Source organism: Xanthomarina sp., from assembly GCF_035306705.1.
Lineage (GTDB): Bacteria > Bacteroidota > Bacteroidia > Flavobacteriales > Flavobacteriaceae > Xanthomarina.
Genome location: NZ_DATGNO010000051.1, coordinates 1 through 22602, shown reverse-complemented (window position 1 = coordinate 22602; position 22602 = coordinate 1). Strand labels below are relative to the sequence as shown.

Below are 22602 nucleotides of genomic sequence, written 5' to 3'. Positions count from 1 at the left end.
AAAAACAGTGGGTAAGATAACATCTAAAAAGTATTTTACTCAACGAATTAGCTAATTTATTTATCTTTGAATGATGTTTTTAAATACCACTTTTTTAAAACTACACAAGATTCCTATTGCATTTGCAGTATTCAGCATGCTATTCTATCTTAGTTTTGCTTACGATTTGCAAAGAACGGATTCCATCAAGCTCATTACTTTGTATGTAGCCATGTTTTTTTTGTTCTATAAATTAGTTCAAACAAACAAAAGCAATTTTAAATTTTTAACTGTTTTAGCTTTTGCTTTTCGAGCTGTTTTTATTTTGGCCATTCCCAATCTCTCACAAGATTTTTATCGGTTTATTTGGGATGGACGCCTCATTTTAGAAGGTATTAACCCGTACCTCTTTACACCAGATTCCTTTATTTTAAAAGCCGAATTCCCTATAACTCATGCCCAAGATCTTTATAAAGGTATGGGCAGTTTGAGTGCTGGACATTTTTCAAATTACCCACCTTTAAATCAGCTCTGCTTTGCACTTGTCAATCTATTTTCTGGACAAAGCATTTTAAGTTCCGTTATCGGACTTAGGCTGCTAATTATTGCTGCAGATTTTGGCACACTCTACTTTGGAAAAAAATTATTAGAACAACTAAAACTTCCTATTTATAATATTTTTTGGTATTTGTTAAATCCGTTTATTATTATTGAACTTACTGGAAATCTACACTTTGAAGGTGTTATGATTTTCTTCGTAGTGTGGAGTTTATACTTATTGCAAATGGATAAATGGAAATTGGCAGCAGTTGTTTTTGCATGTTCTGTTTCCATTAAGCTTATTCCGCTTATATTTTTGCCATTGCTGTTTACTAAGTTAGGTTGGAAAAAAAGTTTGGCATTTTATGCTATTGTTAGCATTGTTACCCTTTTACTTTTTATGCCGTTTTACTCACAGCAATTTGTTGTTAATTACGCTGGAACTATTGGTTTATGGTTTCATAATTTTGAGTTCAATGCCAGTTTATATTATATAGCTAGAGAAATTGGATATATAATTACAGGTTATAATCAGATAGCTATTATTGGTTTATTTTCTGCAGGCTTGGTTCTTGTTTTTGTATTGACACTTAGTCTTTTTAGAAAAAACCATCCGATGCAACAACTAATAATAGCCATGCTTTTCGCTTTATCTTTCTACTATTTTACAGCTACAACCGTACATCCTTGGTATCTTGCAACCTTGTTGTTTTTAAGTATTTTTACCACGTATAAATTTCCCTTAGCTTGGAGTTTAGTAATCATCCTTAGTTATTTGGCTTATAGCAACACCACTAATTCTGAAAATTTATGGATAATAGGTTTGGAATACATTATAGTTTATAGTGTATTTTTGTACGAAATTTCAAAAAAGAAATCTGTTGAAAATAAACCTCCCAAAAATACTGAGACGCTTAGCTAGAATTGTAGCGACTCTCTTTATCTTATATGCGCTTTCCTTGGTTTTTGTATATTTTAAACAAGAACGTTTCTTTTTCAATCCGAAATTATTGGCCAAAGACTACCAATTTGAATTTCAGGAGGATTTTGAAGAAATAAATATTCCAGTAGCAGAAAACATAAATTTAAATGCCTTGTTATTTAAAGCTGAAAACCCGAAGGGTGTTATTTTATATTTACATGGAAATGCAGGAGCTATACACGATTGGGGAAAACGCGCACCTTTATATTTGGACAATAATTACGATATATTGTTTGTGGATTACAGAGGATATGGAAAAAGTGATGGAGTTTATAACAATACGGAAGAGCTGTTTAGCGACATGCAAAAGGTTTACGACTTCACGAAAACACGTTACAACGAAAATGAGATTGTAGTCTTGGGATTTTCTTTGGGTTCTGGATTGGCAAGTTATTTAGCAGCCAAAAACCATCCTAAAATGCTTATTTTAAATGCTCCTTATTATTCGTGGAAAACATTAATTACTGAAGAAATTGCACCACCAATTCCAGGGTTTGTCATTAAATACAACATTCCAACGTACCAATTTGTAAAGCAAGTAACCTGTCCGATAAAAATTTTTTATGGTACTCGCGATTTTCTAATTCATCCAGAGTCCAATGCTAAAAAACTTAAAGTCTTACAGCCTGATAATATTAGCCTTTTTGCCATTGAAGATGCAGCACATAACGGTTTGCATATTACCAGGCAATATTACCAATACCTGAAAGAAATTCTCTAGCCTAAATTTTTGCGTTTTCTACTCTGTCTTTGGTAGGACAATAAAACTCCCGACAATAAACCTATTAAAAAGCAACCCAGAATTACTAAAACCTTGGACATGGTCAATTCAAATGTCAGGAAGTTTATGGTTACTATTTCGGTGTTTTGAATAGTAAAAATAACTATCAATAAAATTAGTAAAATGGCTAAAATCGATTTAAAATTCATAGTTATGTGTAATTTAAGTTAAGATAATCAATCTTCCTTATAATTACAATAGGTTATGAAACAAGTTCCTTAATAAAACAATATATTCCTAAAGCAAAACAACAACTGTTGAAGCAGTTGTTGTTTTATAGAATTAACCTGGATAGTGTTTATTGACTATCAATTAAGTTTTAAATACGCTTTTTGAATCTATAAAGCATTTAAATTCCAACATATAATCGTTGGGATCTTTAATAAAAAAGGACTGATGTTCCCCAGTTTTATCAATTAGAAACGTGGTTTTATCAACAACATCCAAATCTCTCTTTTTAAGTTTGGAATAGATGTTGTTCCATGTTATTTCGTCTATAATAACCCCAAAATGGAAGGAAGGCAAAATTTTTCCTTCAAACACATAGTTGGGACTATTAAAATGAAACTTTTCGGCTTTGATAAAAGTTAATTGATGTCCAAATAAATTTATATCTACCCAATTTTGAGTATGTCTGCCAGAGGTTGCGCCAATATTGTCTATGTAAAAGTTTTTGGTTTCTTTGACACTTAAACAAGGTAATGATATGTGAAATGACGTGTTCATAAGTTTATAAATTAGATGGGTTTTAAACTTTCTACTCTGTAAATTACAAAATCTTCGTCATTATCTTGAAAAACTTCAACAAAAGTTATTTTAAAAGCTTGATTGACGTAATTTTCATCATTTTTTAAATCGAATTGCTTTAGAACTCTTGGATGCACTTCATCGAACACGAGTTCTTCCCCATTTTCAAATAAAAAGGTATAGTAACCATCTTTATAAGATAAAAACTCCGCTTCTCTCATGGTAATAAGTTTTAGTCTTCGTCCTCGTCTTCATCAACTTCGTCAACAATATCTTCGACATCATCAACATCATCAACATCGTCATCGTCGTCAAAGTCTAAGTCTTTAACAGCCTCATCTTCTTCTACAACGTCATCTTCTACTTCAGCTTCCTCATCCGAGTAATCTTCCATAGCTTGAATCAATCTTACCCCAACTTTAACCAAGTAAATGGTGTCTTCGGTTCTAACTTCAACAGCTTCAACAATTTCATTTTTAATATTTCTGAAAGAAATGATGTCTTCATCATCATAACCATCAGGGAATTTTTCAACTAGAAGATCTAAGATATCTTCGTTTAGTTTTTGATAATCTACTATTACTCGTTTCATTTTAAATAGGTTACATGTCTAATAAATACGCAAATATTAATGGTGCAACGATGGTTGCGTCGCTTTCAATTATAAATTTTGGAGTGTGTACATCTAATTTTCCCCAAGTAATTTTCTCGTTCGGAACAGCTCCAGAATACGATCCATAACTTGTAGTAGAGTCGCTAATTTGACAGAAATAGCTCCAGAAAGGTGTATCTGTTCTTTCCATATCTTGATACAACATAGGTACTACACAAATTGGAAAGTCGCCAGAAATACCTCCTCCAATTTGGAAGAAACCAACTCCTTTTTTAGAGTTTTCTGTGTACCAATCTGCCAAGAATGTCATGTATTCAATTCCAGATTTCATGGTACTTGCTTTCAACTCTCCTTTAAGCACATAGCTTGCAAAAATATTCCCCATAGTACTATCTTCCCAACCTGGGCAAATAATTGGTAAATTTTTCTCGGCTGCAGCATACATCCAAGAATCCTTTATATCTATTTCATAATATTGTTCCAAAACGCCAGAAAGCAACATTTTGTACATATACTCATGTGGTAAATAACGCTCACCTTTGGCTTCGGCATCTTTCCATATTTTTACTATATGCTGTTGCAAACGTCTAAAAGCTTCTTCTTCTGGAATACAAGTATCTGTAACTCTGTTCATACCCTTTTCCATTAATTCACGCTCTTCTTGAGGCGTTAAATCTCTGTAATTTGGTACGCGTTTATAATGTGAATGTGCCACCAAGTTCATGATATCTTCTTCTAGATTTGCTCCTGTACATGAAATAATTTGTACTTTATCCTGGCGAATCATTTCGGCAAAAATCTTTCCTATTTGAGCTGTACTCATTGCTCCCGCAAGAGACACTAACATTTTAGCACCAGAATTCAATTGGTCCTCATACCCTTTTGCGGCATCCACTAAGGCCGCTGCATTAAAGTGTAAATAATATTTTTCTATAAAATTTGAAATTGCTCCTTTAGTACTCATCTTCTTCATTGAATTTAGTGTTATTATTTTTATTTACGTATGAATTATCAAAAGAGTTGTCGTACTCATCGTCCACACTCTCATTTTGAAATTTATAACTAAGCATTTTGTAATAGAGTTTTGCCGCTAAGAAATCTGAAGACTTCTCAGTTTCATTTGGACATAACTCTACAATATCGAAACCTACTACGTTTTTTTCTGCAAAAATTTGCTTTAAAAAATCTAGAGTTTCATACCATAGCAATCCACCAGGCTCTGGTGTTCCAGTGCTTGGCATGATAGACGGATCGAAAGCATCTAAGTCTATTGTTATAAACACATTCTCTGTCATCTGATCTATGGCAGAATCCATCCAAGTATCATCTACAGCCATTTCGTGTGCAAAATACGTTTTTTCCCTATCCATAACTGTTGTTTCAACAACATCCATAGAGCGAATTCCAACTTGTATTAAATTGGTGGTTTGGCTAGCCTCGTAAACAGCACAAGCATGGTTACATTTTGAACCATCATATTCTTTGCGTAAATCGGCATGCGCATCTATTTGCAAAACCGTTAGGTTATCGAAACACTCGTTAAAAGCTCTTATGGTACCAATGGAAATGGAATGTTCTCCACCAAACGCTGTGACAAATTTATTTCTCTTTATGTATTTCTTTGTCGCTTGGTGCACAGCATCTACCATGGCTTCTGGCGATGAGTTTTCTGTAACAGCATCTGCCAAATACACCCCTTGCTGATACACTTCAGTACCAGTTTCAATGTCGTAAAGCTCCATATTTTCTGAAGCATTTAAAAAAGCTTCTGGACCTTTATCGGCTCCTTTTTGCCACGTGCTTGTACCATCGTAAGGCACAGGAATCAAAACAATTTTTGCATTGTCTAGTTTTGAATATTCTTCTGGAATTCCAGCGTAAGTCTTATTAGTCATTTTTAATATCTATTGTTTTTTTAAATGTAAAATGCAATCTGCGATGTTTTAGTTTCTAAATTTAATGAAATTTCTATTTATCGCTGGTTTCATTATAACCTAAAATTTTAAGTAAGTCTTCACTTTTTTGTTCTTCACTAAATAATTTTGTCGAGATGTTCCCATCTTCGTCTTTATCAATTAAAATATGTTTTGGCGTAGGAATCAAACAGTGTTGCAAACCTCCAAACCCACCAATAGTTTCTTGATACGCTCCTGTATTAAAGAAGCCAAGATACAACGGTTTGTCTTTATTGTATTTTGGCAAATAAATAGCGTTCATGTGCTGCTCGCTGTTATAATAATCGTCGCTATCGCAAGTTAAACCACCTAACAACACACGCTCGTAACTCTCGTGCCATCTATTGATTGGCAACATAACAAAACGTTTGTTTATAGCCCAAGTATCTGGCAACGTGGTAATGAAAGATGAATTAATCATGTTCCATTTCTCTCGATCGTTTTGTTGTTTTTGGTAAAGCACTTCGTAAATAGCGCCTCCACTTTCTCCTACAGTAAAACTACCAAATTCAGTAAAAATATTAGGTACAGGAACTTCTTCTTGTTCACAAAATAATTGAATTTGATTAATAATTTCGTCCACCATATATTCATAATCAAAATCGAAACCTAAAGAGTTTTTAATAGGAAATCCTCCTCCTATATTTAAACTATCCAACGATGGACAAATTTGCTTTAAACTGGTGTAAACCTTCAAACATTTAGAAAGCTCGTTCCAATAATATGCATTATCACGAATTCCTGTGTTGATGAAAAAATGAAGCATTTTAAGCTTAACTTTTTTATTGTCTTTTATTTGTCTGTTATAGAAAGGTACAATGTTTTTGTAACCAATTCCTAAACGAGAAGTATAAAATTCAAATTTTGGTTCCTCTTCAGAAGCAATTCGAATACCAATATTAAATTTGCCTTTAATTTCTTGTGAAAGCAATTCTATTTCTTCGTAATTATCAATAATTGGGATACAGTTTTTTTGACCATTATTGATTAATCTTGCAATATTGGTAACATATTGGTCACGTTTAAAACCATTGCAAATTACATATGCTTTGTCTGTAATTTTCCCTTCAGCTTTTAAGCTTTCCACGATGTCTATATCGAATGCAGAAGAGGTTTCTATATGAATGTCGTTTTTTAAAGCTTCGTTTAAAACATGTTTAAAGTGAGAGCTTTTGGTGCAATAACAATAATGGTACTTGCCCTTATATTTATGATTTTTAATAGCTTTTGAAAACCATTGCTTGGCACGACCAATATTATTGGAGATTTGAGGTAAATAGGTGAATTTTAAGGGAGTTCCGTATTCTTCAACTAAACCCATTAAGTCTATATCGTGAAATTGAAGGGTTTTGTCTTCAAGTTTAAATTCTTCTTGCGGAAAATAAAAAGTCTGATTGATTAAATCAATATATTTTGTATTCATTAGGTGTTTTTAAAATGTAATTATCAAATTTATCGAAACTAAACCTCTAAAGGTAAACAATAATGAGTACATATCAAACTTGAATTTGACTTTGAGTTGTGGGTACAAACCCATAGTTATGCTGGCTAGCATAAATGGTTATAACGGAAGATAGCTTTAAAATTCGGTTGCTTAATCTGTAAGCTGCTCTTGAGAATGACTTCCTAATTATCAAAGGCCCGAACGTAAAAACATGATTCAAATTGTTCAGCTAAATAAGATGCAAAAGAAGCGCTTTTTTTTAAAAAACCAGCCTCTTTTAAAAAAAAAATTAATCCTTTTGCTTTTGTAGAAATTTGTTGTTTAGAACTTCCATTTATTTTCTTGATTTTATGGAATAAAGTGCTCAATATATCTTTTTGTCTTTAAAACTTTCAGGTATAATCAGTATATTGGCATAAATATACCCTGTGAGCTTTTAGAACGATAGTTTCAGGTAACATTAACAATAAAAAACATGAGACATGGCTGATCAAATTCAATTAATACCAAATAATTCCTTACTAACAAAAACACCTGAAGAGGGAAGACAATTAGCAGTTAAAATGGCTAGACTTATTATAAAACTGACTCAACCTGATGCTGAAATGAGGGATAAATTACGTCCTGTTTATGCAGAAGATGCTGCCATGCTTATAGCCATAGGGCAAACGGTTGCAACTGAATTTGCAACCATTGCAGCTGCTAATAATTATTGGAAATAATTTTACGCAACAAAATAACCAGAGTTAAAAAACTCCTATAACATTTTTAAAGTATTCAATTCCTGCTCTGTAAGGTGTTTCCAATGACCTCTAGGAATATCCTTTTTGGTAAGATGACCAATAGCAACACAGTCTAAGCTAATAACATCATATTTCAATTCATCGAAAATGGTTCTTATAATGGTGTTTCCTGTGTTTTTAATCTTAAGGCCTATTTCTTTTTTCGAGGCGCCATCTATATAGCTAATCTCTTCAACAGCAATAAGTTTTCCGTCTATTTTAAAACCATCTCTAATTGTTTTAAGATCTTCAAACTTTAAATTCTTATCCAATTCAATATGAAATAATCGTGGAACCCCATTTTTAGAATTGGTGAATTTTTCCACAATGCTTTCATCGTTGGTAAATAACAAGAGTCCTTTCGAGTTTCTTCCTAAACGCCCAATAGGTTTTATTCTAGAATCTGTGGCATTGGCAACCAAATCCATAACTGTTCTACCCTTTCCTTCAGCGGTAGTTGTAGCAAAACCTTTTGGCTTATTAAGTAACACGTACGCCTTCTTTTCTGGATTTACGCGTCTACCATCGTAACGCACATCATCATCTAATTTTACCTTGTAACCCATTTCGATGACCACTTTTCCATTCACAGATACTAAACCAATAGCAATATGTTCATCGGCTTCTCTACGAGAACAAATCCCGGAGTTCGCAATGTATTTATTTAAACGGATCTCGTTTGGATTCGATTTTTTTGGAGCTGCTTTTTTCTCAACTTCAGGTTTTGAAGTAGAAAATTTCTGTTTTTTCACTGGCGCATTTCCTCTAGAAAAACTTTTTCCTTTTTCTGAACTACCTCCACGACTCGATTGGCTAGCTCCTCCCTTTTGCTCTCCTCTTGCTGAAGGCTTCCCCTTATTACTGCTACCTTGATGTCTACTCATAATTTTTTCCCAAAAGAATGGGAATCCTTTTTAATTAAAATTCACTAAATTTCTCCGCAAAGATACAGAAAGACCTTTTGCTTTCAAGCATCTAAATAACAATTCTTAAATTCTATTAAGCACTAAATCAATATTTATAAGCATAATACTAAAAACGCCAGCTACAATAATAAATTTTAAAATGTTATGTAAAATTAGGTAATGTGCCTTTGTTTTTGAACTCCAAAGCAGAATAATAAAAATAAGTAGCAAAAAAACACTTAAATAAAAGAAATTCGCCATTTGCCCAACATGAAAATGAAACAGCAAAAAATACGCCGGAACAGTTGTTAGAAGCGCTAAAATGGTAAGCATAATCTTTGAAACATTTTCGCCATAAACAATGGGAATGGTTTGATAATTTAAAACCAAATCTCCTTTTATATTTTCTAAATCTTTTGTCAATTCTCGCATAGAAATAATTAAAAACAAAAAGGCCGCATGAACAAAAATAACATGCTCGAAATTTTTGTAGTAGATAAAAATGGCAAAAAATGGCGTAATGGTTAAAATTGCAGAAGTTAAATTACCAATAAATGGCAGTTTCTTTAATTTATGTGAATAAAACCAAATAGCAAAAATGTAAAGTGAAAAGAAAACAACGGCTCTAAACGACACATAACTTGCCATAATTACAGCCATAAAATTGAGCACGAAATACAAAGATAATTTAGTGTTCTGACTAACCAGTCTATCTAATTGGGATTTATGTGGCCGGTTGATTAAATCTTTTTCCGAGTCGTAGAAATTGTTAATAATATAACCACCAGCAATAGTTGATGCAGACGCCAAGACCAGGATTAATAGATAAAAATCCAAAACAACTTCCCTTAGCGGCAAATCGTGTGCAAGAATATATATAGCAGTTAAATATTGTGCAATGACTACAATAAGAATATTGTACCCCCTTACTACAGAAAACATGCTGAAAAACTTAAGTAGAATGTGTTTCTGTCTTCTGGTAAACATATGTGCTTAAAGTAAAGTGAGACTATTTATAGAACTCCTCATCTAACAAGAATTTGTCTAGAAATTATAAACTATTTCTAAATTATAACCTTTAAGGGATTGCTTCGCTTTGTCAATATCTTCGGTAAAGCCCAGGATATAACCTCCGCCTCCAGAACCACAAAGTTTTAAGTAGTAATCATTTGTGTCGATACCTTTTTTCCAAAGTTCATGGAACTGTTGTGGAATCATAGGTTTAAAGTGATTTAATACCACTTTCGATAATTTTTTAGTGTTCCCAAACAAGGATTTAATATCTCCTTTTAAGAAATCGTCCACACAAGCATCTGTATGTTTTATAAATTGGTTTTTAAGCATTTTTCTAAAACCTTCCTGCTTCATGTTTTCCATAAAAATACTGACCATTGGAGCAGTTTCACCCGTAATTCCGCTATCTATTAAAAAAACAGCATTTTTACCTTCTGTATTTTGTGAAGGAATTCCTGTGGCTTCAATATTATCTTTGGAATTGATAAGAATTGGAATACTTAAATAACTATTTAAAGGGTCGAGACCAGAAGATTTCCCGTGGAAAAAAGATTCCATAGCAGAGAAAATTGATTTTAACTTTAATAATTTCTCTCTAGTTAAATTCTCTAAAACCGTAATTTTTTCGAAGGCATATTTGTCATAAATGGCCGCAACCAAAGCTCCACTACTACCAACGCCATAACCTTGAGGAATGGACGAATCGAAATACATACCAGCATGCACATCTTGTTGTAATTTTTCAAAATCGAAATTTACTAAAGACGTATCTACTGTTTTAAGAAAAACCACAAAACGCTTCAAACCTTCATTAGATTTAATTGCAGTTTCAGACGCATTGTCTTCCATCTTTAAAGCACCATTATAAAAATTATATGGAATGGATAAACCTTTGGAATCCTTAATGATTCCATATTCTCCGAAGAGTAAGATTTTTGAGTAAAAAAGGGGTCCTTTCATTTTCTTAATGAAAAATTAATAATGCAAAGTTAACAATTAATCTTTAGATGATTTTACAATACTAACTAATAATCGCAACATTTCCTGCGATTTGGGTTTAAATTTTTCAAATTCATCTTCATTTAAAAAATCTGTAGCATGAAGTAAATCAAGCCAATAATCAGTTTCATTGGCTTCTTTTAAACTAATCGACATTTTTATTTGTAAAATCGGGTCTACTCTGTGCAAACTCAGCTTCTCTAACATTTGCACCAATAGAAGTTCCAGACTTCAAGAGTTCTCTTGACATAACAAACTCTTTTTTATTGTAAGCTAATTCTTTATAATGATTAACTATATCTACAGCAAAACTGAAGCTTTTCTCCTTAATTATATTAGGATTCATATTGAATAATTTCAGTTAAACTAACTAAAGCTAACCATTTAAATTATTCTTTATTACTTTTTAATTATTAATTATTTTTGCTCCAAATCCAATTTGATCGCAAATATATTGTTCGTTTTGACAATATGCAACTAATTCATTTTTAATGAAGTCTAAAATAACTTTAGCTTCTTTCTTTGGATAAAGTACGTGAACATTTGCACCCGCATCTAAAGTAAAACCAACATGCAAACCAGTATCTTCCCTAAACTGCCAGATTTTATTGATAATTTCGAGCGTATTGGGTTTCATTAAAATAAAATACGGCATGCTTGTCAACATCATAGCATGTAAGGTTAAAGCTTCACTTTCTATAAGAGCAATGAATTTATTTAAATCTCCAGATTCTAAAATAGGTTTTAATTTTTCAAGATTGTCATGTGCCTGTTGAAAACGGTTTTCCGCATACGGATGCTCATGCATCAAATTATGGCCAACGGTACTACTTACCTGCTTTTGGCCTTTATCAACAAGTAAAATAGTGTCTTGATATTCTTTAAAATTCTCATGAACTTGATATGGGTATTTGGTTCCAAACAAATTGCTACTTCCAGAAATGGCATGGGATTCTCCCCAAACTATTAAGTCACCTTCTATACTTCTACAAGCAGACCCAGAACCCAAGCGTGCTAAAAAAGATGCTTTTTGATTGAAGTATTCATCTGTCATTTCAGGCTTTAATTGCTTTTCAATACTCATTAAACACAAAGCTAAGGCACTCATACCAGAGGCTGAAGAAGCAATACCTGAACTATGTGGAAAGGTATTTGAAGTTTCTATTTTAAAATGGAAATCCTTTAAGAAAGGCATATAAACAATAACTCTTTCGAAAAATATTTCAATCTTTGGCTTGAAGTCATCCTTTTTTTTGCCTTCTAAAAAGACTTCAAATGAAAAACTATTAGAAGTCTCCCTTTTAGTATATGAAAGCTCTGTAATGGTTTTACAATGATTCAAGGTAAAACTAATAGAGGGATTCGCGGGAATTTGATTTTCCTTTTTTCCCCAGTATTTTACTAGAGCAATATTACTTGGAGATTCCCAGGTAACCTTTCCATTTTTAATGGTAGACTTATATGTTTTTGGGATAAAATCTTGTGCGGTCATGTTGCTTGTTAAGATGACAAAGACTGCTTTTAAGGCAGTTTTTTTAATTTACTTATTTATTGTTTGCAAAAATAGGAAATATCTAGAGGTCTTTTTCATTTATCAAGGACATTGCTATTAATTTTACCATGGTATTGTAGTTTCTGGCTGTTGCAAAAGTTTTGAGTTTTCGCTCAAAAAAGCTCGCGTTAAATTTAGCCTGACCAAAACCTTTTTCACTGAAAAAATAAATACAATCATTAATGATTTTATATTCTTCGCCTTCATACGTTTTTTTAGAAGCCAATTTAATTAAATCATCATCTGGTGCGTCGTGCAGCAACATAAAATAACTCGATCTCTTTTCTTCATCAGAAAATGGACAAGCATCAAAAATACGTTTTAGATCCTGTCTTGTTTTTACCAGAACAGACACTTCAAATCCAAAATGAGTCATAATGGCTTTTTGAATTTTAATTTCTATCGAATTTCCTTTTTCTGAAGAATCCAAAATAACATTCCCACTTTGTATATAGGTTTGCACATTTTCAAAACCAGATTTAATTAGTAATTCGCGCAACTCCGCCATGGGAACTTTTTTATGTCCTCCAACGTTAATTCCTTTTATTAAAACGATACATATTGACATTTTTAAAAGTCTTGGGGTTGGTTGTGTATATGTAAAACAAAAACCTCATCGTTTTTAACCAAATAATGAATTGAATAATTATAAATCTCTAAAAGACATATTCTTACATTTTTATATCTTATTTGTCTAGATAATGGCATCTTTTCTAAATACAAGAACTGATTATTTAAATTTTTTAAAAAGAGGCGATTAAGATCTTTAAATTTATAAAAAACATTCTGCTATTTCAATTTCTCTGTAAGCTTCAGTGCTTAGAACTAATCTATAAACCATATTTATTTCTAAAATCCTCTACTGGAATGAAGTCTATTTCTCCTCTTTCCATTCTTTGTAATGCATCATCCAACATTTTTTTATATTCTTCAGAAGGCTCACTGTATCGCAGAGCTGTATCTTCTAACATATATTCTAGATAATTTTTTAACGAGCGTTTTTGAAGTTTCGCTTGTTTTTCAAGAATTTCTATGGCTTTATTATCTAATTCGACTAACTTTTTTGTCTTTCCCATGATATATAGATTGTATATAAAAATTATATTACACTTATATAGATTTAGCAACTATAAAAGCTCCAGTCCAGGCATTCTGAAAGTTAAAGCCGCCAGTAATAGCATCGACATTCATAATTTCTCCTGCAAAAAAGAGATTTTTATGACACTTACTTTCAAAAGTTTTAAAATTAATTTCTTTTAAATCGATTCCGCCAGCTGTAACAAATTCTTCTTTAAAAGTACTTTTTCCGTCCACTTGAAAAACGGCTTGTGTTAATTGATTTGCTAAATTTTCTAATTGCTGTTTATTTAAATCGGCCCAACGCGATTCGTTGTCCATATCTGAAGCTAAAACTAGCTTTTGCCACAAGCGTTTTGGTAAATCAAATGAGGTAGACTTAAAAACAGTTTTCTTTGCCAATTGCTGTTTTAACTCTTTTAATTGTTCCAAACAAGCTTCAAAAGATTGCCTGATAAAATTGATTTCTATTTCAAATTTATAATTTCGTGCAGCCAATTCAATGGCGCCAAAAGCAGATAATTTCAAAATAGCAGGAGCACTCATGCCAACATGGGTAATTAACAAAGGCCCTTCGCTCCATAAATCAGTACCTAAAACTTTAACCTCTACGTTTAGAGCAACAACTCCGGGAATATCTTTAATGCGCTCATCCTTGATGTCGAAAGTGAAAAGTGAAGGAACAGGTTGAACAATAGAATGCCCAAAATCTTCCAAAAGTTTCCATATTTTCGGATTGCTTCCTGTGGCTATCACAAGTTTTTCAGTAGAAAAAACACCTTGTGAGGTTTCTAAATTCCAAAGAGATTCTTCTTTATTAATGGTCTTTATAGCATGATTATATAAAACCTCAACTTTGTGCTTTGTGGCTTCGTTTAAAAAACAATCGATAATGGTTTGAGAGGAATTGGACTCCGGAAACATCCTGCCGTCTTCTTCAATCTTCAAAGGAATACCCCGTTTTTCAAACCATTCAATCGTATCTCCTGTCATAAATTGATGAAAAGGACCTAAAAGTTCTTTTTCACCACGAGGGTAATTCAAAACTAATTCTTGTGGAATAAATTCGGCATGAGTTACGTTACAACGTCCGCCACCAGAAACCTTTACCTTTTGCAAACCTTCTTTTCCTCGCTCAAGTATGGCTACAGTTAGCGTTGGGTTAAGCTCTGCTATATTTATTGCAGCAAAAAAACCTGCCGCTCCACCTCCTACTATTATTACATCGAATGGTTTCATAAGCGATCAGGAACATCAGAAATTATACCATCAACTCCGTAACTCTTCATACGTTTTATCGTTTGCTCGTCGTTAACGGTCCAAGTATAAACTTTATAACCGTTGGATTGTGCCAATTTTATATTTTCTGAAGTTAGTAAAGCATAATTTGGATGAATGGCCGCTGCTTTTATGGTTTTGGCAAATTCCGTAGCTTCTGTCATACTAGCTTTACTTAAAACGCCCAAGGGAATGTTTTTATCAATTTTATAAACGGCTTCAAGTTCAAAGTGCTGAAAACTCGACACGATAAAATCGCTATAACTCCAAGCTTTCTCTCGGATGTGTTTTTGAATAACTTCACAAGTCTTTGCAGCGGTATGCCTTCCTTTTAGTTCAATATTTAAAAAGCATTTTTTATCTATCACATCAAGAACTTCTTCTAGAGTTGGTATTAAAAACTCATTGTTCACCTTTAATTGTTTTAATTCTGAAAGGGAGACTTTTTTAATTTCACCCGTTCCATTGGTCATTCTATCTAAAGTGAAATCATGAAATACCACCAATTCTCCAGATGCACAAACATGTACATCTATTTCAATACCATCAACACCAATGTCCAATGCCTTTTGAATGGATTCCAAGGTGTTTTCAGCTATATATCCTTTAGCGCCACGATGTCCTATTTTTAAACAAGAATCTAACATTTTATTTAATTATTGGACGCATTAAACCTTCTTGTGCTACGGAAGCTATAAGCTCTCCATTTCTTGTAAAAATATTGCCTCTTGCAAAACCCCTAGCATTAGATGAGCTTGGAGACTCTAAGGAAAACAACATCCAATCGTCTAGTTCGAATTCTCTAAAATACCACATCGAATGATCTAAACTTGCCGTTTGTAAATTTCCCCAATGCGCTTTAGCTGCATGAGGTTGTATGGCAACCGATAAAATATTGTAATCTGAAATATAAGTGAGAATTTGCTGTTTTGTAGCTAAATCTAAATTTGAAGTATCTCCTTTTAATTTAAACCAAATGTCTGAATAAGGTGGTAAATCTTTTCTATCTAAAGGGTTGGCTATTTCGGTAGGTTTAAACTCCACAGGTCTAGGGATTTCCAAAAAAGTCCTTGTTTTTTGCGGCAACATACTTCCATATTGTTCAAGTATATCACTCCAACTCATTAAATCTTCAGGTTGAATGATGTTTGAACCCATTTTAATTTGATGCTCGTAGCCCTTTTCTTCTTTATGAAAGGAAGCAGACAAAATAAAAATAACTGTACCATTCTGACTGGCAGTTACACGTCTTACGGAAAAGCTGCCCCCATCTCTCATAATATTAACTTGATAGTTTATAGGGAGTTTTAAATTGCCAGCTTCTAAAAAGTAAGCATGCATCGAGTGCAAAACTCTCTTATTAGTTATCGTTCTATGGGCTGCATTTATAGCCTGAGCCAAAACTTGACCCCCAAAAACATTGGGACTGCCAACAGTTTCACTTGCTCCTTGGAATAAATTTTCAGAAAGTTGTTCTAAAATTAAAATATCTAATAAGTCGTTTACAGATGTCATATAAATAGAATTATAATCTTTAATTTACCAAAACTATTAAATTCATTTTTGGCTTAGTCGGATTTTTATAATTAGTTTTGAAAAAATCTTATTACTCACACTATTATGGGTCGTAAAACAATATTTATTTTGCTTTTTATTTTGATGTTCTCATCCTGTAACAAAGGAGGATTAAACAAAATAGCAAGCTTCCCTCTTTCCTTAAAGGAAGCTTCCGCTGCCGAAAAAATTCTGGGATCCTCTCTTATTTGGACTATTGAAGACTCTAGAAATGGAAATATACTATATGGGGTAAATGAAAATGGGAAACTTATTAAAGAAATAGAAATAAGTAATGCACAAAATATTGATTGGGAAGATTTAACGAGTGACTCTTTAGGTAATATCTATATTGGTGATTTTGGAAACAATAAAAAAGAAAGAGATCACTTTACAATATATAAGGTTCCAAGTCCTGAGCACGTTGGCAATAAAACAGTTGCTGATGTTATAACATTTCAACTTCCTCCAAACACAAAACCTCTTGATTTTGAAGCATTTTTTATCTATAAAAGCCATTTTTATATTATAAATAAAAAAAACAAAGAAACCATGTTTTTTAAGGTTCCAACGGCTCTTGGAAACCATACTGCAGAATATGTGTGCAGTTTTAATCTTGAAAATAATCCACAAAAAATCTCATCTGCAGATATTAGTAAAGACGGCAAAACCATTGTTTTATTGAACAAAAATACGATTTGGAAAATAACCGATTTTAATACAGATAATTTTTGCAGTGCTACCATAGAAAGCATAGCTCTTAATCATATTTCGCAAAAAGAAGGCATCTGTTTTAAAGACGAAAACACTGTTTATATTACAGACGAACGAATTTGGTTTATTGGAGGTAACATCTACACCTTTAAAATTAAATAATCACAATCTTGTTCTGAGATTATATACGAAAAATCTCGATTTCATTAAGCTCCAACTTTCTTTAATTTATCTGCATGTAGTCTTCGTAGTTTCGATAATTTTGGAGCAATTACCAAACTACAATACCCTTGTTCTTGATTGTTTCTATAGTAATCCTGATGATCGATTTCAGCTTCGTAGAAAACTCCCAACTTACTTAATTCGGTGACTATATCGTCTTCAAAATAAGAAGTCATTTCTTTAAGCACAATTTCAGCTATTTGCTTTTGTTCTTCATTGTGATAATAAATTACCGAACGATATTGCGTTCCTTTATCGCCTCCTTGTCGGTTTAAGGTTGTAGGATCGTGGGTAGTCATGAAAATGATTAAAATGTCTTTATAAGAAATAACATTCGCATCAAAAGTTATTTGAATTACTTCTGCATGACCAGTTAAACCAGAACAAACCTCTCTATAGGTTGGTTTTCCGGGAGCAGTCCCACCCGAATACCCCGAAACCACTTTTTCAATTCCTTTTATTTCTTGAAAGACCGCCTCAGTACACCAAAAACAACCTCCACCTAATGTAGCTAGTTGTAAATTTTTATTGTTCATTTATTTCCTTTTCTAATATAAGTGATTCCGAATTTACACAATATCTCAATCCACTTGGCTCTGGACCATCTGGAAATACATGACCTAAATGCGAGTCGCACGTATTACACATAACCTCCACACGTACCATTCCAAAAGCAGTATCTTTTTCATATTTAATAGCATTTGGTTTTATAGGCTGTGTAAAACTAGGCCAACCAGAGCTTGATTCAAATTTTATGGTAGAATCGAACAAAGGTGCATGGCAACACACACAATTGTACTTCCCAGCCTCCAGCGTGCTACAATGTGCTCCACTATGTGGTGCTTCTGTACCCTTTTGTCTGGTAATTCTATATTGTTCTGAACTCAATTGAGATTTCCATTCGGCATTAGATTTTTCAACACGCGTATTGGGTGTTGGATTTCCATTTACCGAAAAATTAATAACATCTTTCCAAGTTAGCATTTTATTTATCCCTTATTTTAAAATTAATATAGTCTGCCTTTAAGACTCCTTAGTCGGCAGAGAGGCTCTAGACTTACATAACAAAAGTACTAAAAACAAAAAAAGCCTCAACATAAAGTTGAAGCTTTTCCTTATTCTGTGCGGGCAGGGAGACTCGAACTCCCACACCTCGCGGCACCAGATCCTAAGTCTGGCGTGTCTACCAATTCCACCACGCCCGCAATAAGGGTGCAAATATAAAAATTACTTTTAATATACAATCGTATCTTATCATAAAAAGTTATGTTGTTTTTGTATTTTTGATGAAATTCAAAAAAAAGTTTAAAATGAATAACATATCCACCTACGTCGAGCAGCATAAAGAGCGTTTTTTAAACGAGCTTATCGATTTGCTTAAAATCCCATCCATCAGTGCTGATTCGGCATACAAAAAAGATGTTTTACAAACTGCTGAAGTTGTAAAAACCAGATTGGAAGAAGCTGGCTGCGACCATGTTGAAATTTGCGAAACAGCTGGATACCCAATTGTTTATGGCGAAAAAATAATTGATAAAAATTTACCAACTGTTTTAGTTTATGGCCATTACGATGTACAACCACCAGATCCATTGAATTTATGGACCTCACCTCCTTTTGAACCTGTTATCAAAAAAACAGAGCTACATCCAGAAGGAGCTATTTTTGCTCGTGGCGCTTGCGACGATAAAGGACAGATGTACATGCATGTGAAAGCTATGGAATTTATGACTAAAACCAACCAGTTGCCTTGCAATGTGAAATTCATGATTGAAGGCGAAGAGGAAGTTGGAAGTTCCAATTTGGCTATTTTTGTAAAAAACAATCAAGAGAAATTAAAGAACGATGTGATTTTGATTTCAGATACTGGCATGATAGCCAAGGATGTGCCTTCTATCACTACTGGGCTTCGTGGTTTGAGTTATGTTGAAGTTGAAGTTACTGGACCAAATAGAGATTTACACTCAGGCTTATATGGTGGCGCTGTTGCTAACCCAATAAATGTTTTAGCAAAAATGATAGCTTCCTTACACGATGAAAATAATCGAATTACCATTCCTGGTTTTTATGATAAAGTGGAAGATCTTTCAAAAGAGGAGCGCGCTGAAATGGCCAAAGCACCTTTTTCATTAGATGCCTATAAGAAGTCTTTGGATATCGATGCCGTTTATGGTGAAGCAGGTTACACAACCAACGAAAGAAACTCTATTCGTCCTACTCTAGATGTAAATGGAATTTGGGGTGGATATACAGGTGAAGGTGCAAAAACCGTTATAGCTAGTCAAGCTTTTGCCAAAATCTCGATGAGATTGGTACCACATCAAGAATGGGAAGAGATTACCCAATTGTTCAAAAAACATTTCGAGAGCATAGCTCCAAAAGGTGTTACTGTAAAAGTAAAACCTCATCATGGCGGACAAGGTTATGTAACTCCAATTGACAGTATTGGATATCAAGCAGCAAGTAAAGCGTATTCTGATACGTTTGGTAAAACTCCAATTCCGCAGCGTAGTGGAGGAAGTATTCCTATCGTTTCTTTGTTCGAACAGGAATTAAAAAGCAAAACCATCTTGATGGGATTCGGTTTAGATAGCGATGCCATCCATTCTCCTAACGAGCATTTTGGATTGTTCAACTACTATAGAGGCATAGAAACTATTCCTTTATTTTATAAGTATTTTACGGAATTAAGTAAATAGAATTTCTCATAAAAAAGTAAAACAAAACCCATTCATTTTTAATAAATAAATGGGTTTTGTTATTTTATACAACTACATTTTATATAGTTTGGTTCGTTTTAAAACACTTATTCCTTGATAACTTTAAACGTAGTTACTTTCTCATTTCCTTTAATTTTCAAATAATAAATCCCTGAAGCCAAAGCGGACATATCTATTACCGATCTCTCTGTATTTGAAGTTTTTTCCGTAACCAATTGTCCGGAAACATTATATAAATAAATGAATATTGGAGATTTTAAAGAAGAATCTATATTTAAAATAGAAGACACTGGATTTGGTGTTATTTTAAAATAATCTGAAGCAGATTCTTCAATAGCAAGTGTTGTTATCAATGCACAATCACTCATTTCAGCACAAGTACCCATGGTTATTTCGACAGCATAATTTCCAGTAACAATGGGATGAAAATCTTGATTGATTTCACCTTCCAACAAGGTGTTTGTATCGCAATTATACCATTGATAGCTCGCTGAACCTTGGTTTGCAAACAAGCTTGTTTGATTAACCGATAAGGTATTGTCTGTAGAAAGCAATGTTCCCTTTGTTACCATATAAGCTGTTACCAATTTTGTTATTTCATGAAAATATGGCAAATTCAAGGTGCTTAATCTATCGTTTGAACTGTGATAATATGGAGTTACATCATCGGTTTCCCACGATTCTCCAACTAAAACGGCAGGATAACCTTTATTCCAAAAAGACGCATGGTCGCTTGCTGTTGTTCCTGGATTAACAACAACTGGATTCAGTTCAAAAGTGTAAGCGTTTAAAATATCCAATAAATCGTTTTTAATGGTTAAAGAGCCATGTAAGTCTCTAACATCTATATCAAAAACATTGTGCCCTGATTCTCCTGGAGCATCGCTATCGTAACCTATCATGTCCATATTTAGAACTCCAAGAATATTTAAGTTGTTGTTTTTTGCTTGGGTCGCATAATATTTAGAACCTTTTAAACCAATTTCCTCTTCATCCCAAAAGGCATAAATAATGGTGTTCTCCAAACATTGGGTAGAAAGGATTCTTGCTATTTCTATAACCGCAGCCGTTCCTGTGGCGTTATCGTCTGCACAATAATCGGCAACAGAATCATAATGCGCACATACAAGATATATGTTTTGAGGATTGGTTTTCCCTATTTGTGTAGCAATAATATTTTTTCCGGTGGTATTAAAGTTTTGTTCTTCAACACTTATATTATCAAATTGCTGAAGTCTTTCTTTGATATATTCAGCAGCCAAATCGTTATTTGCATGTTGTCTATTTATAATGGTAACTTCTGTTCCATTAACTAGGGTAGGTTGTTCCCCAGTAAATTCACTCACAGTTAATTCTAATCTTCCAATATCTACTTTATCAATTAGGTTTTGAACTGTTTGCCCAAAAGAGCTTACAGAAAGCAATACCAACGCAATAATAACAAGTTTTTTCATTAATTAATGGGGCTTTTAATATGAGTGCAAAGATAGGTTTTTAAAAAATAAATGATAAAAACATTCTAATTATTTAAACATCAATTTATATGTATGAAATTACTTCTAAAAACATAGAACAGAGCAGACCTATTCTTAAATTAGAAAACAGCTGTAATACTGAAAAAACATTTATTTTAGAAGGAGTCAAAAGAAGTATTTTCTTCATGTTATTATAAACTTTATGTTTATTTTTACAAACACCTCTAACTCTTATACTTGTAAAATCATGAGCAGTAATCTTTTTAATAAAATGGCTTTATTACCAAAATTAATAAAAGAAGGGAAGACTAAATATCTTTGGACCTCCTTCTTAAACAGATTATACTCTAAAGAAATCGCCTTTGGTTTTAAACGCGATTTAAGCGTGCCTTATAAAAAACCTAGAACACTAAAACCCATTACTATCCGCGAGTTTCAAGAGGACGACGAAGTCTTTTTTGTAGATAATTCAAACAATGGTTTAATAAACAACTTTTACACATGTTACGTGGGCATTACCAATGAAAACATTCCTTGCGCTCGAGTTTGGCTTATTGATTCGTCTCAAAACAAAACCTTAAACCATATATGGGGAGACAGGTTTCCACAGTTAAAGGCAGATGAAGTATTATTGGAAAATGTGTTTACAGTTCCTAAATTTAGAGGAATGGGAGTTATTCCAGCCTTCCTATACGATGTGGCCGAAAAAAGCAGGGAATTAGGAGCAAGATATGCCATTACCTTTGGGGAAGTAAAAAATATTAACACCTCAAGGTCGTACGATTACGCAGGATTTAGCCCTTATATAGTAAGAACAGTTTCCTATTTCTTATTCATAAAATCAATTAACTACGAAGAAATCCCGAGTGATAAAATGATCTTTTATAATAAGTCAATCAACAGGAAACCACCAGCGAAATAAAATTTTATTATTTAATTTTCTTCCCTGTTGCACTCATTTTCATGGCTTTTTCAAAAAAGACTTTTTGCGGCATCTTATAGAGCGCTAATTTCTTGGAGCAAGCATGGAGTATTTTTTCCTTTAATTCTTCTTCGTCAAAAGGCGTGTTAGCGACAATAGTGGCTTGAATGGCTTCCCCAAACAATTCGTCGTCGTAACCTGAAATAGTGCAATCTATAACTTCTGGTACAGATAGAATAACTTCTTCTATTTCTTTCGGACTCACTCTTTTTCCAGCTACTTTTAAGATTTCTTTTTTTCTGGCCATCAAATAATAATATCCATCTTCGTCAACTATGGCAACATCT

At 33.2% G+C, this 22602-nt stretch carries 29 protein-coding genes and 1 tRNA gene; 6 read left to right on the top strand and 24 right to left on the bottom strand.

Going from position 1 to position 22602, the window contains the following annotated elements; genetic code table 11:
- The first annotated feature begins 73 nt into the window (after positions 1 to 73).
- Both VKY47_RS04410 and VKY47_RS04405 read left to right on the top strand, forming a co-directional pair.
- Complete coding sequence (locus VKY47_RS04410) at positions 74 to 1441, top strand: MptA/MptB family glycosyltransferase (protein ID WP_324310698.1); 1368 nt, start codon at positions 74 to 76, stop codon at positions 1439 to 1441.
- Positions 1401 to 2222, top strand: a complete 822-nt coding sequence (locus tag VKY47_RS04405) for an alpha/beta hydrolase (protein ID WP_324310677.1) — start codon at positions 1401 to 1403, stop codon at positions 2220 to 2222. Before VKY47_RS04410 ends, VKY47_RS04405 begins: the two co-directional genes overlap by 41 nt.
- Here VKY47_RS04405 and VKY47_RS04400 read toward each other — a convergent pair.
- The 8 genes from VKY47_RS04400 to VKY47_RS04365 all read right to left on the bottom strand — a co-directional run bounded on the left by VKY47_RS04400 (position 2219) and on the right by VKY47_RS04365 (position 7409).
- The gene (locus tag VKY47_RS04400; RefSeq protein WP_324310675.1) at positions 2219 to 2431 is read right to left on the bottom strand and encodes a LapA family protein; all 213 of its coding nucleotides are present in this window, start codon (positions 2429 to 2431) and stop codon (positions 2219 to 2221) included. The two genes, VKY47_RS04405 and VKY47_RS04400, sit on opposite strands and share 4 nt — an antisense overlap.
- A 163-nt stretch (positions 2432 to 2594) precedes the next feature.
- Positions 2595 to 3008: a VOC family protein gene (locus VKY47_RS04395; protein ID WP_324310673.1), complete on the bottom strand. Its 414-nt coding sequence runs from the start codon at positions 3006 to 3008 to the stop codon at positions 2595 to 2597.
- An 11-nt stretch (positions 3009 to 3019) separates the two neighbouring features.
- Positions 3020 to 3250, bottom strand: a complete 231-nt coding sequence (locus VKY47_RS04390) for a hypothetical protein (protein ID WP_324310671.1) — start codon at positions 3248 to 3250, stop codon at positions 3020 to 3022.
- 11 nt (positions 3251 to 3261) lie between these two features.
- Entirely contained in the window at positions 3262 to 3621 is a 360-nt protein-coding gene (locus tag VKY47_RS04385) for a hypothetical protein (protein ID WP_324310670.1), read from the bottom strand.
- 10 nt (positions 3622 to 3631) lie between these two features.
- The gene (locus VKY47_RS04380) at positions 3632 to 4606 is read right to left on the bottom strand and encodes a deoxyhypusine synthase family protein (protein ID WP_324310668.1); all 975 of its coding nucleotides are present in this window, start codon (positions 4604 to 4606) and stop codon (positions 3632 to 3634) included.
- Positions 4596 to 5537, bottom strand: a complete 942-nt coding sequence (speB, locus tag VKY47_RS04375; protein WP_324310667.1) for an agmatinase — start codon at positions 5535 to 5537, stop codon at positions 4596 to 4598. The genes VKY47_RS04380 and speB overlap by 11 nt, the downstream gene beginning before the upstream one ends.
- Before the next feature lie 73 nt (positions 5538 to 5610).
- Entirely contained in the window at positions 5611 to 7020 is a 1410-nt protein-coding gene (locus VKY47_RS04370) for an arginine decarboxylase (RefSeq protein WP_324310665.1), read from the bottom strand.
- A gap of 203 nt (positions 7021 to 7223) precedes the next feature.
- The gene (locus VKY47_RS04365) at positions 7224 to 7409 is read right to left on the bottom strand and encodes a hypothetical protein (protein ID WP_324310663.1); all 186 of its coding nucleotides are present in this window, start codon (positions 7407 to 7409) and stop codon (positions 7224 to 7226) included.
- A gap of 114 nt (positions 7410 to 7523) precedes the next feature.
- Between VKY47_RS04365 and VKY47_RS04360 the strand changes: the two genes are divergently transcribed.
- Positions 7524 to 7763, top strand: a complete 240-nt coding sequence (locus VKY47_RS04360; RefSeq protein WP_324310662.1) for a hexameric tyrosine-coordinated heme protein — start codon at positions 7524 to 7526, stop codon at positions 7761 to 7763.
- Between the two features lie 35 nt (positions 7764 to 7798).
- On the opposite strand, the gene VKY47_RS04355 is transcribed toward VKY47_RS04360, so the two are convergent.
- The 11 genes from VKY47_RS04355 to VKY47_RS04305 form a co-directional block, all read right to left on the bottom strand.
- Positions 7799 to 8707, bottom strand: a complete 909-nt coding sequence (locus VKY47_RS04355; protein WP_324310660.1) for a pseudouridine synthase — start codon at positions 8705 to 8707, stop codon at positions 7799 to 7801.
- A gap of 105 nt (positions 8708 to 8812) precedes the next feature.
- Positions 8813 to 9715: a geranylgeranylglycerol-phosphate geranylgeranyltransferase gene (locus VKY47_RS04350; RefSeq protein WP_324310659.1), complete on the bottom strand. Its 903-nt coding sequence runs from the start codon at positions 9713 to 9715 to the stop codon at positions 8813 to 8815.
- A gap of 57 nt (positions 9716 to 9772) precedes the next feature.
- Entirely contained in the window at positions 9773 to 10702 is a 930-nt protein-coding gene (locus VKY47_RS04345) for a mevalonate kinase family protein (RefSeq protein ID WP_324310658.1), read from the bottom strand.
- A 36-nt stretch (positions 10703 to 10738) separates the two neighbouring features.
- Positions 10739 to 10897 carry a four helix bundle protein gene (locus VKY47_RS04340; RefSeq protein ID WP_324310656.1) on the bottom strand — a complete coding sequence of 53 codons (159 nt, stop codon included), beginning with the start codon at positions 10895 to 10897 and terminating at the stop codon, positions 10739 to 10741.
- Positions 10887 to 11087: a four helix bundle protein gene (locus VKY47_RS04335; protein ID WP_324310654.1), complete on the bottom strand. Its 201-nt coding sequence runs from the start codon at positions 11085 to 11087 to the stop codon at positions 10887 to 10889. The genes VKY47_RS04340 and VKY47_RS04335 overlap by 11 nt, the downstream gene beginning before the upstream one ends.
- Before the next feature lie 60 nt (positions 11088 to 11147).
- Positions 11148 to 12233, bottom strand: coding sequence for a diphosphomevalonate decarboxylase (locus VKY47_RS04330; protein ID WP_324310652.1), 1086 nt, complete (start codon positions 12231 to 12233; stop codon positions 11148 to 11150).
- A gap of 82 nt (positions 12234 to 12315) precedes the next feature.
- Positions 12316 to 12861, bottom strand: a complete 546-nt coding sequence (locus VKY47_RS04325; RefSeq protein ID WP_324310650.1) for a DUF1697 domain-containing protein — start codon at positions 12859 to 12861, stop codon at positions 12316 to 12318.
- 262 nt (positions 12862 to 13123) lie between these two features.
- Complete coding sequence (locus tag VKY47_RS04320; RefSeq protein ID WP_324310649.1) at positions 13124 to 13369, bottom strand: hypothetical protein; 246 nt, start codon at positions 13367 to 13369, stop codon at positions 13124 to 13126.
- Positions 13370 to 13403: 34 nt separating this feature from the next.
- Complete coding sequence (locus VKY47_RS04315; RefSeq protein ID WP_324310647.1) at positions 13404 to 14609, bottom strand: BaiN/RdsA family NAD(P)/FAD-dependent oxidoreductase; 1206 nt, start codon at positions 14607 to 14609, stop codon at positions 13404 to 13406.
- Positions 14606 to 15295 carry a glycerophosphodiester phosphodiesterase gene (locus tag VKY47_RS04310; protein WP_324310646.1) on the bottom strand — a complete coding sequence of 230 codons (690 nt, stop codon included), beginning with the start codon at positions 15293 to 15295 and terminating at the stop codon, positions 14606 to 14608. Before VKY47_RS04310 ends, VKY47_RS04315 begins: the two co-directional genes overlap by 4 nt.
- 1 nt (position 15296) lies before the next feature.
- Complete coding sequence (locus tag VKY47_RS04305) at positions 15297 to 16163, bottom strand: acyl-CoA thioesterase (RefSeq protein ID WP_324310645.1); 867 nt, start codon at positions 16161 to 16163, stop codon at positions 15297 to 15299.
- A 129-nt stretch (positions 16164 to 16292) separates the two neighbouring features.
- Here VKY47_RS04305 and VKY47_RS04300 point away from each other — a divergent pair, with 129 nt between their 5' ends.
- Positions 16293 to 17078, top strand: a complete 786-nt coding sequence (locus tag VKY47_RS04300; protein ID WP_324310644.1) for a hypothetical protein — start codon at positions 16293 to 16295, stop codon at positions 17076 to 17078.
- Between the two features lie 44 nt (positions 17079 to 17122).
- On the opposite strand, the gene msrA is transcribed toward VKY47_RS04300, so the two are convergent.
- The 3 genes from msrA to VKY47_RS04285 form a co-directional block, all read right to left on the bottom strand.
- Positions 17123 to 17674 carry a peptide-methionine (S)-S-oxide reductase MsrA gene (gene msrA / locus VKY47_RS04295; RefSeq protein ID WP_324310642.1) on the bottom strand — a complete coding sequence of 184 codons (552 nt, stop codon included), beginning with the start codon at positions 17672 to 17674 and terminating at the stop codon, positions 17123 to 17125.
- Positions 17664 to 18122, bottom strand: a complete 459-nt coding sequence (gene msrB, locus VKY47_RS04290) for a peptide-methionine (R)-S-oxide reductase MsrB (RefSeq protein WP_324310641.1) — start codon at positions 18120 to 18122, stop codon at positions 17664 to 17666. The genes msrA and msrB overlap by 11 nt, the downstream gene beginning before the upstream one ends.
- Before the next feature lie 139 nt (positions 18123 to 18261).
- Positions 18262 to 18343 (bottom strand) — tRNA-Leu (locus tag VKY47_RS04285).
- Positions 18344 to 18448: 105 nt separating this feature from the next.
- Between VKY47_RS04285 and VKY47_RS04280 the strand changes: the two genes are divergently transcribed.
- The gene (locus VKY47_RS04280) at positions 18449 to 19837 is read left to right on the top strand and encodes a dipeptidase (RefSeq protein WP_324310639.1); all 1389 of its coding nucleotides are present in this window, start codon (positions 18449 to 18451) and stop codon (positions 19835 to 19837) included.
- A 107-nt stretch (positions 19838 to 19944) separates the two neighbouring features.
- Here the strand turns inward: VKY47_RS04280 and VKY47_RS04275 are convergent, their stop codons facing one another.
- Complete coding sequence (locus tag VKY47_RS04275; protein WP_324310637.1) at positions 19945 to 21312, bottom strand: M28 family peptidase; 1368 nt, start codon at positions 21310 to 21312, stop codon at positions 19945 to 19947.
- Positions 21313 to 21580: 268 nt separating this feature from the next.
- Here VKY47_RS04275 and VKY47_RS04270 point away from each other — a divergent pair, with 268 nt between their 5' ends.
- Positions 21581 to 22255 (top strand): hypothetical protein, encoded by a 675-nt coding sequence (locus VKY47_RS04270; protein WP_324310636.1) that lies wholly within the window; start codon positions 21581 to 21583, stop codon positions 22253 to 22255.
- Positions 22256 to 22262: 7 nt separating this feature from the next.
- Here the strand turns inward: VKY47_RS04270 and VKY47_RS04265 are convergent.
- Positions 22263 to 22602, bottom strand: a 340-nt coding sequence (locus VKY47_RS04265; protein ID WP_324310634.1) for a class I adenylate-forming enzyme family protein, incomplete at its 5' end; no start/stop codon positions are given.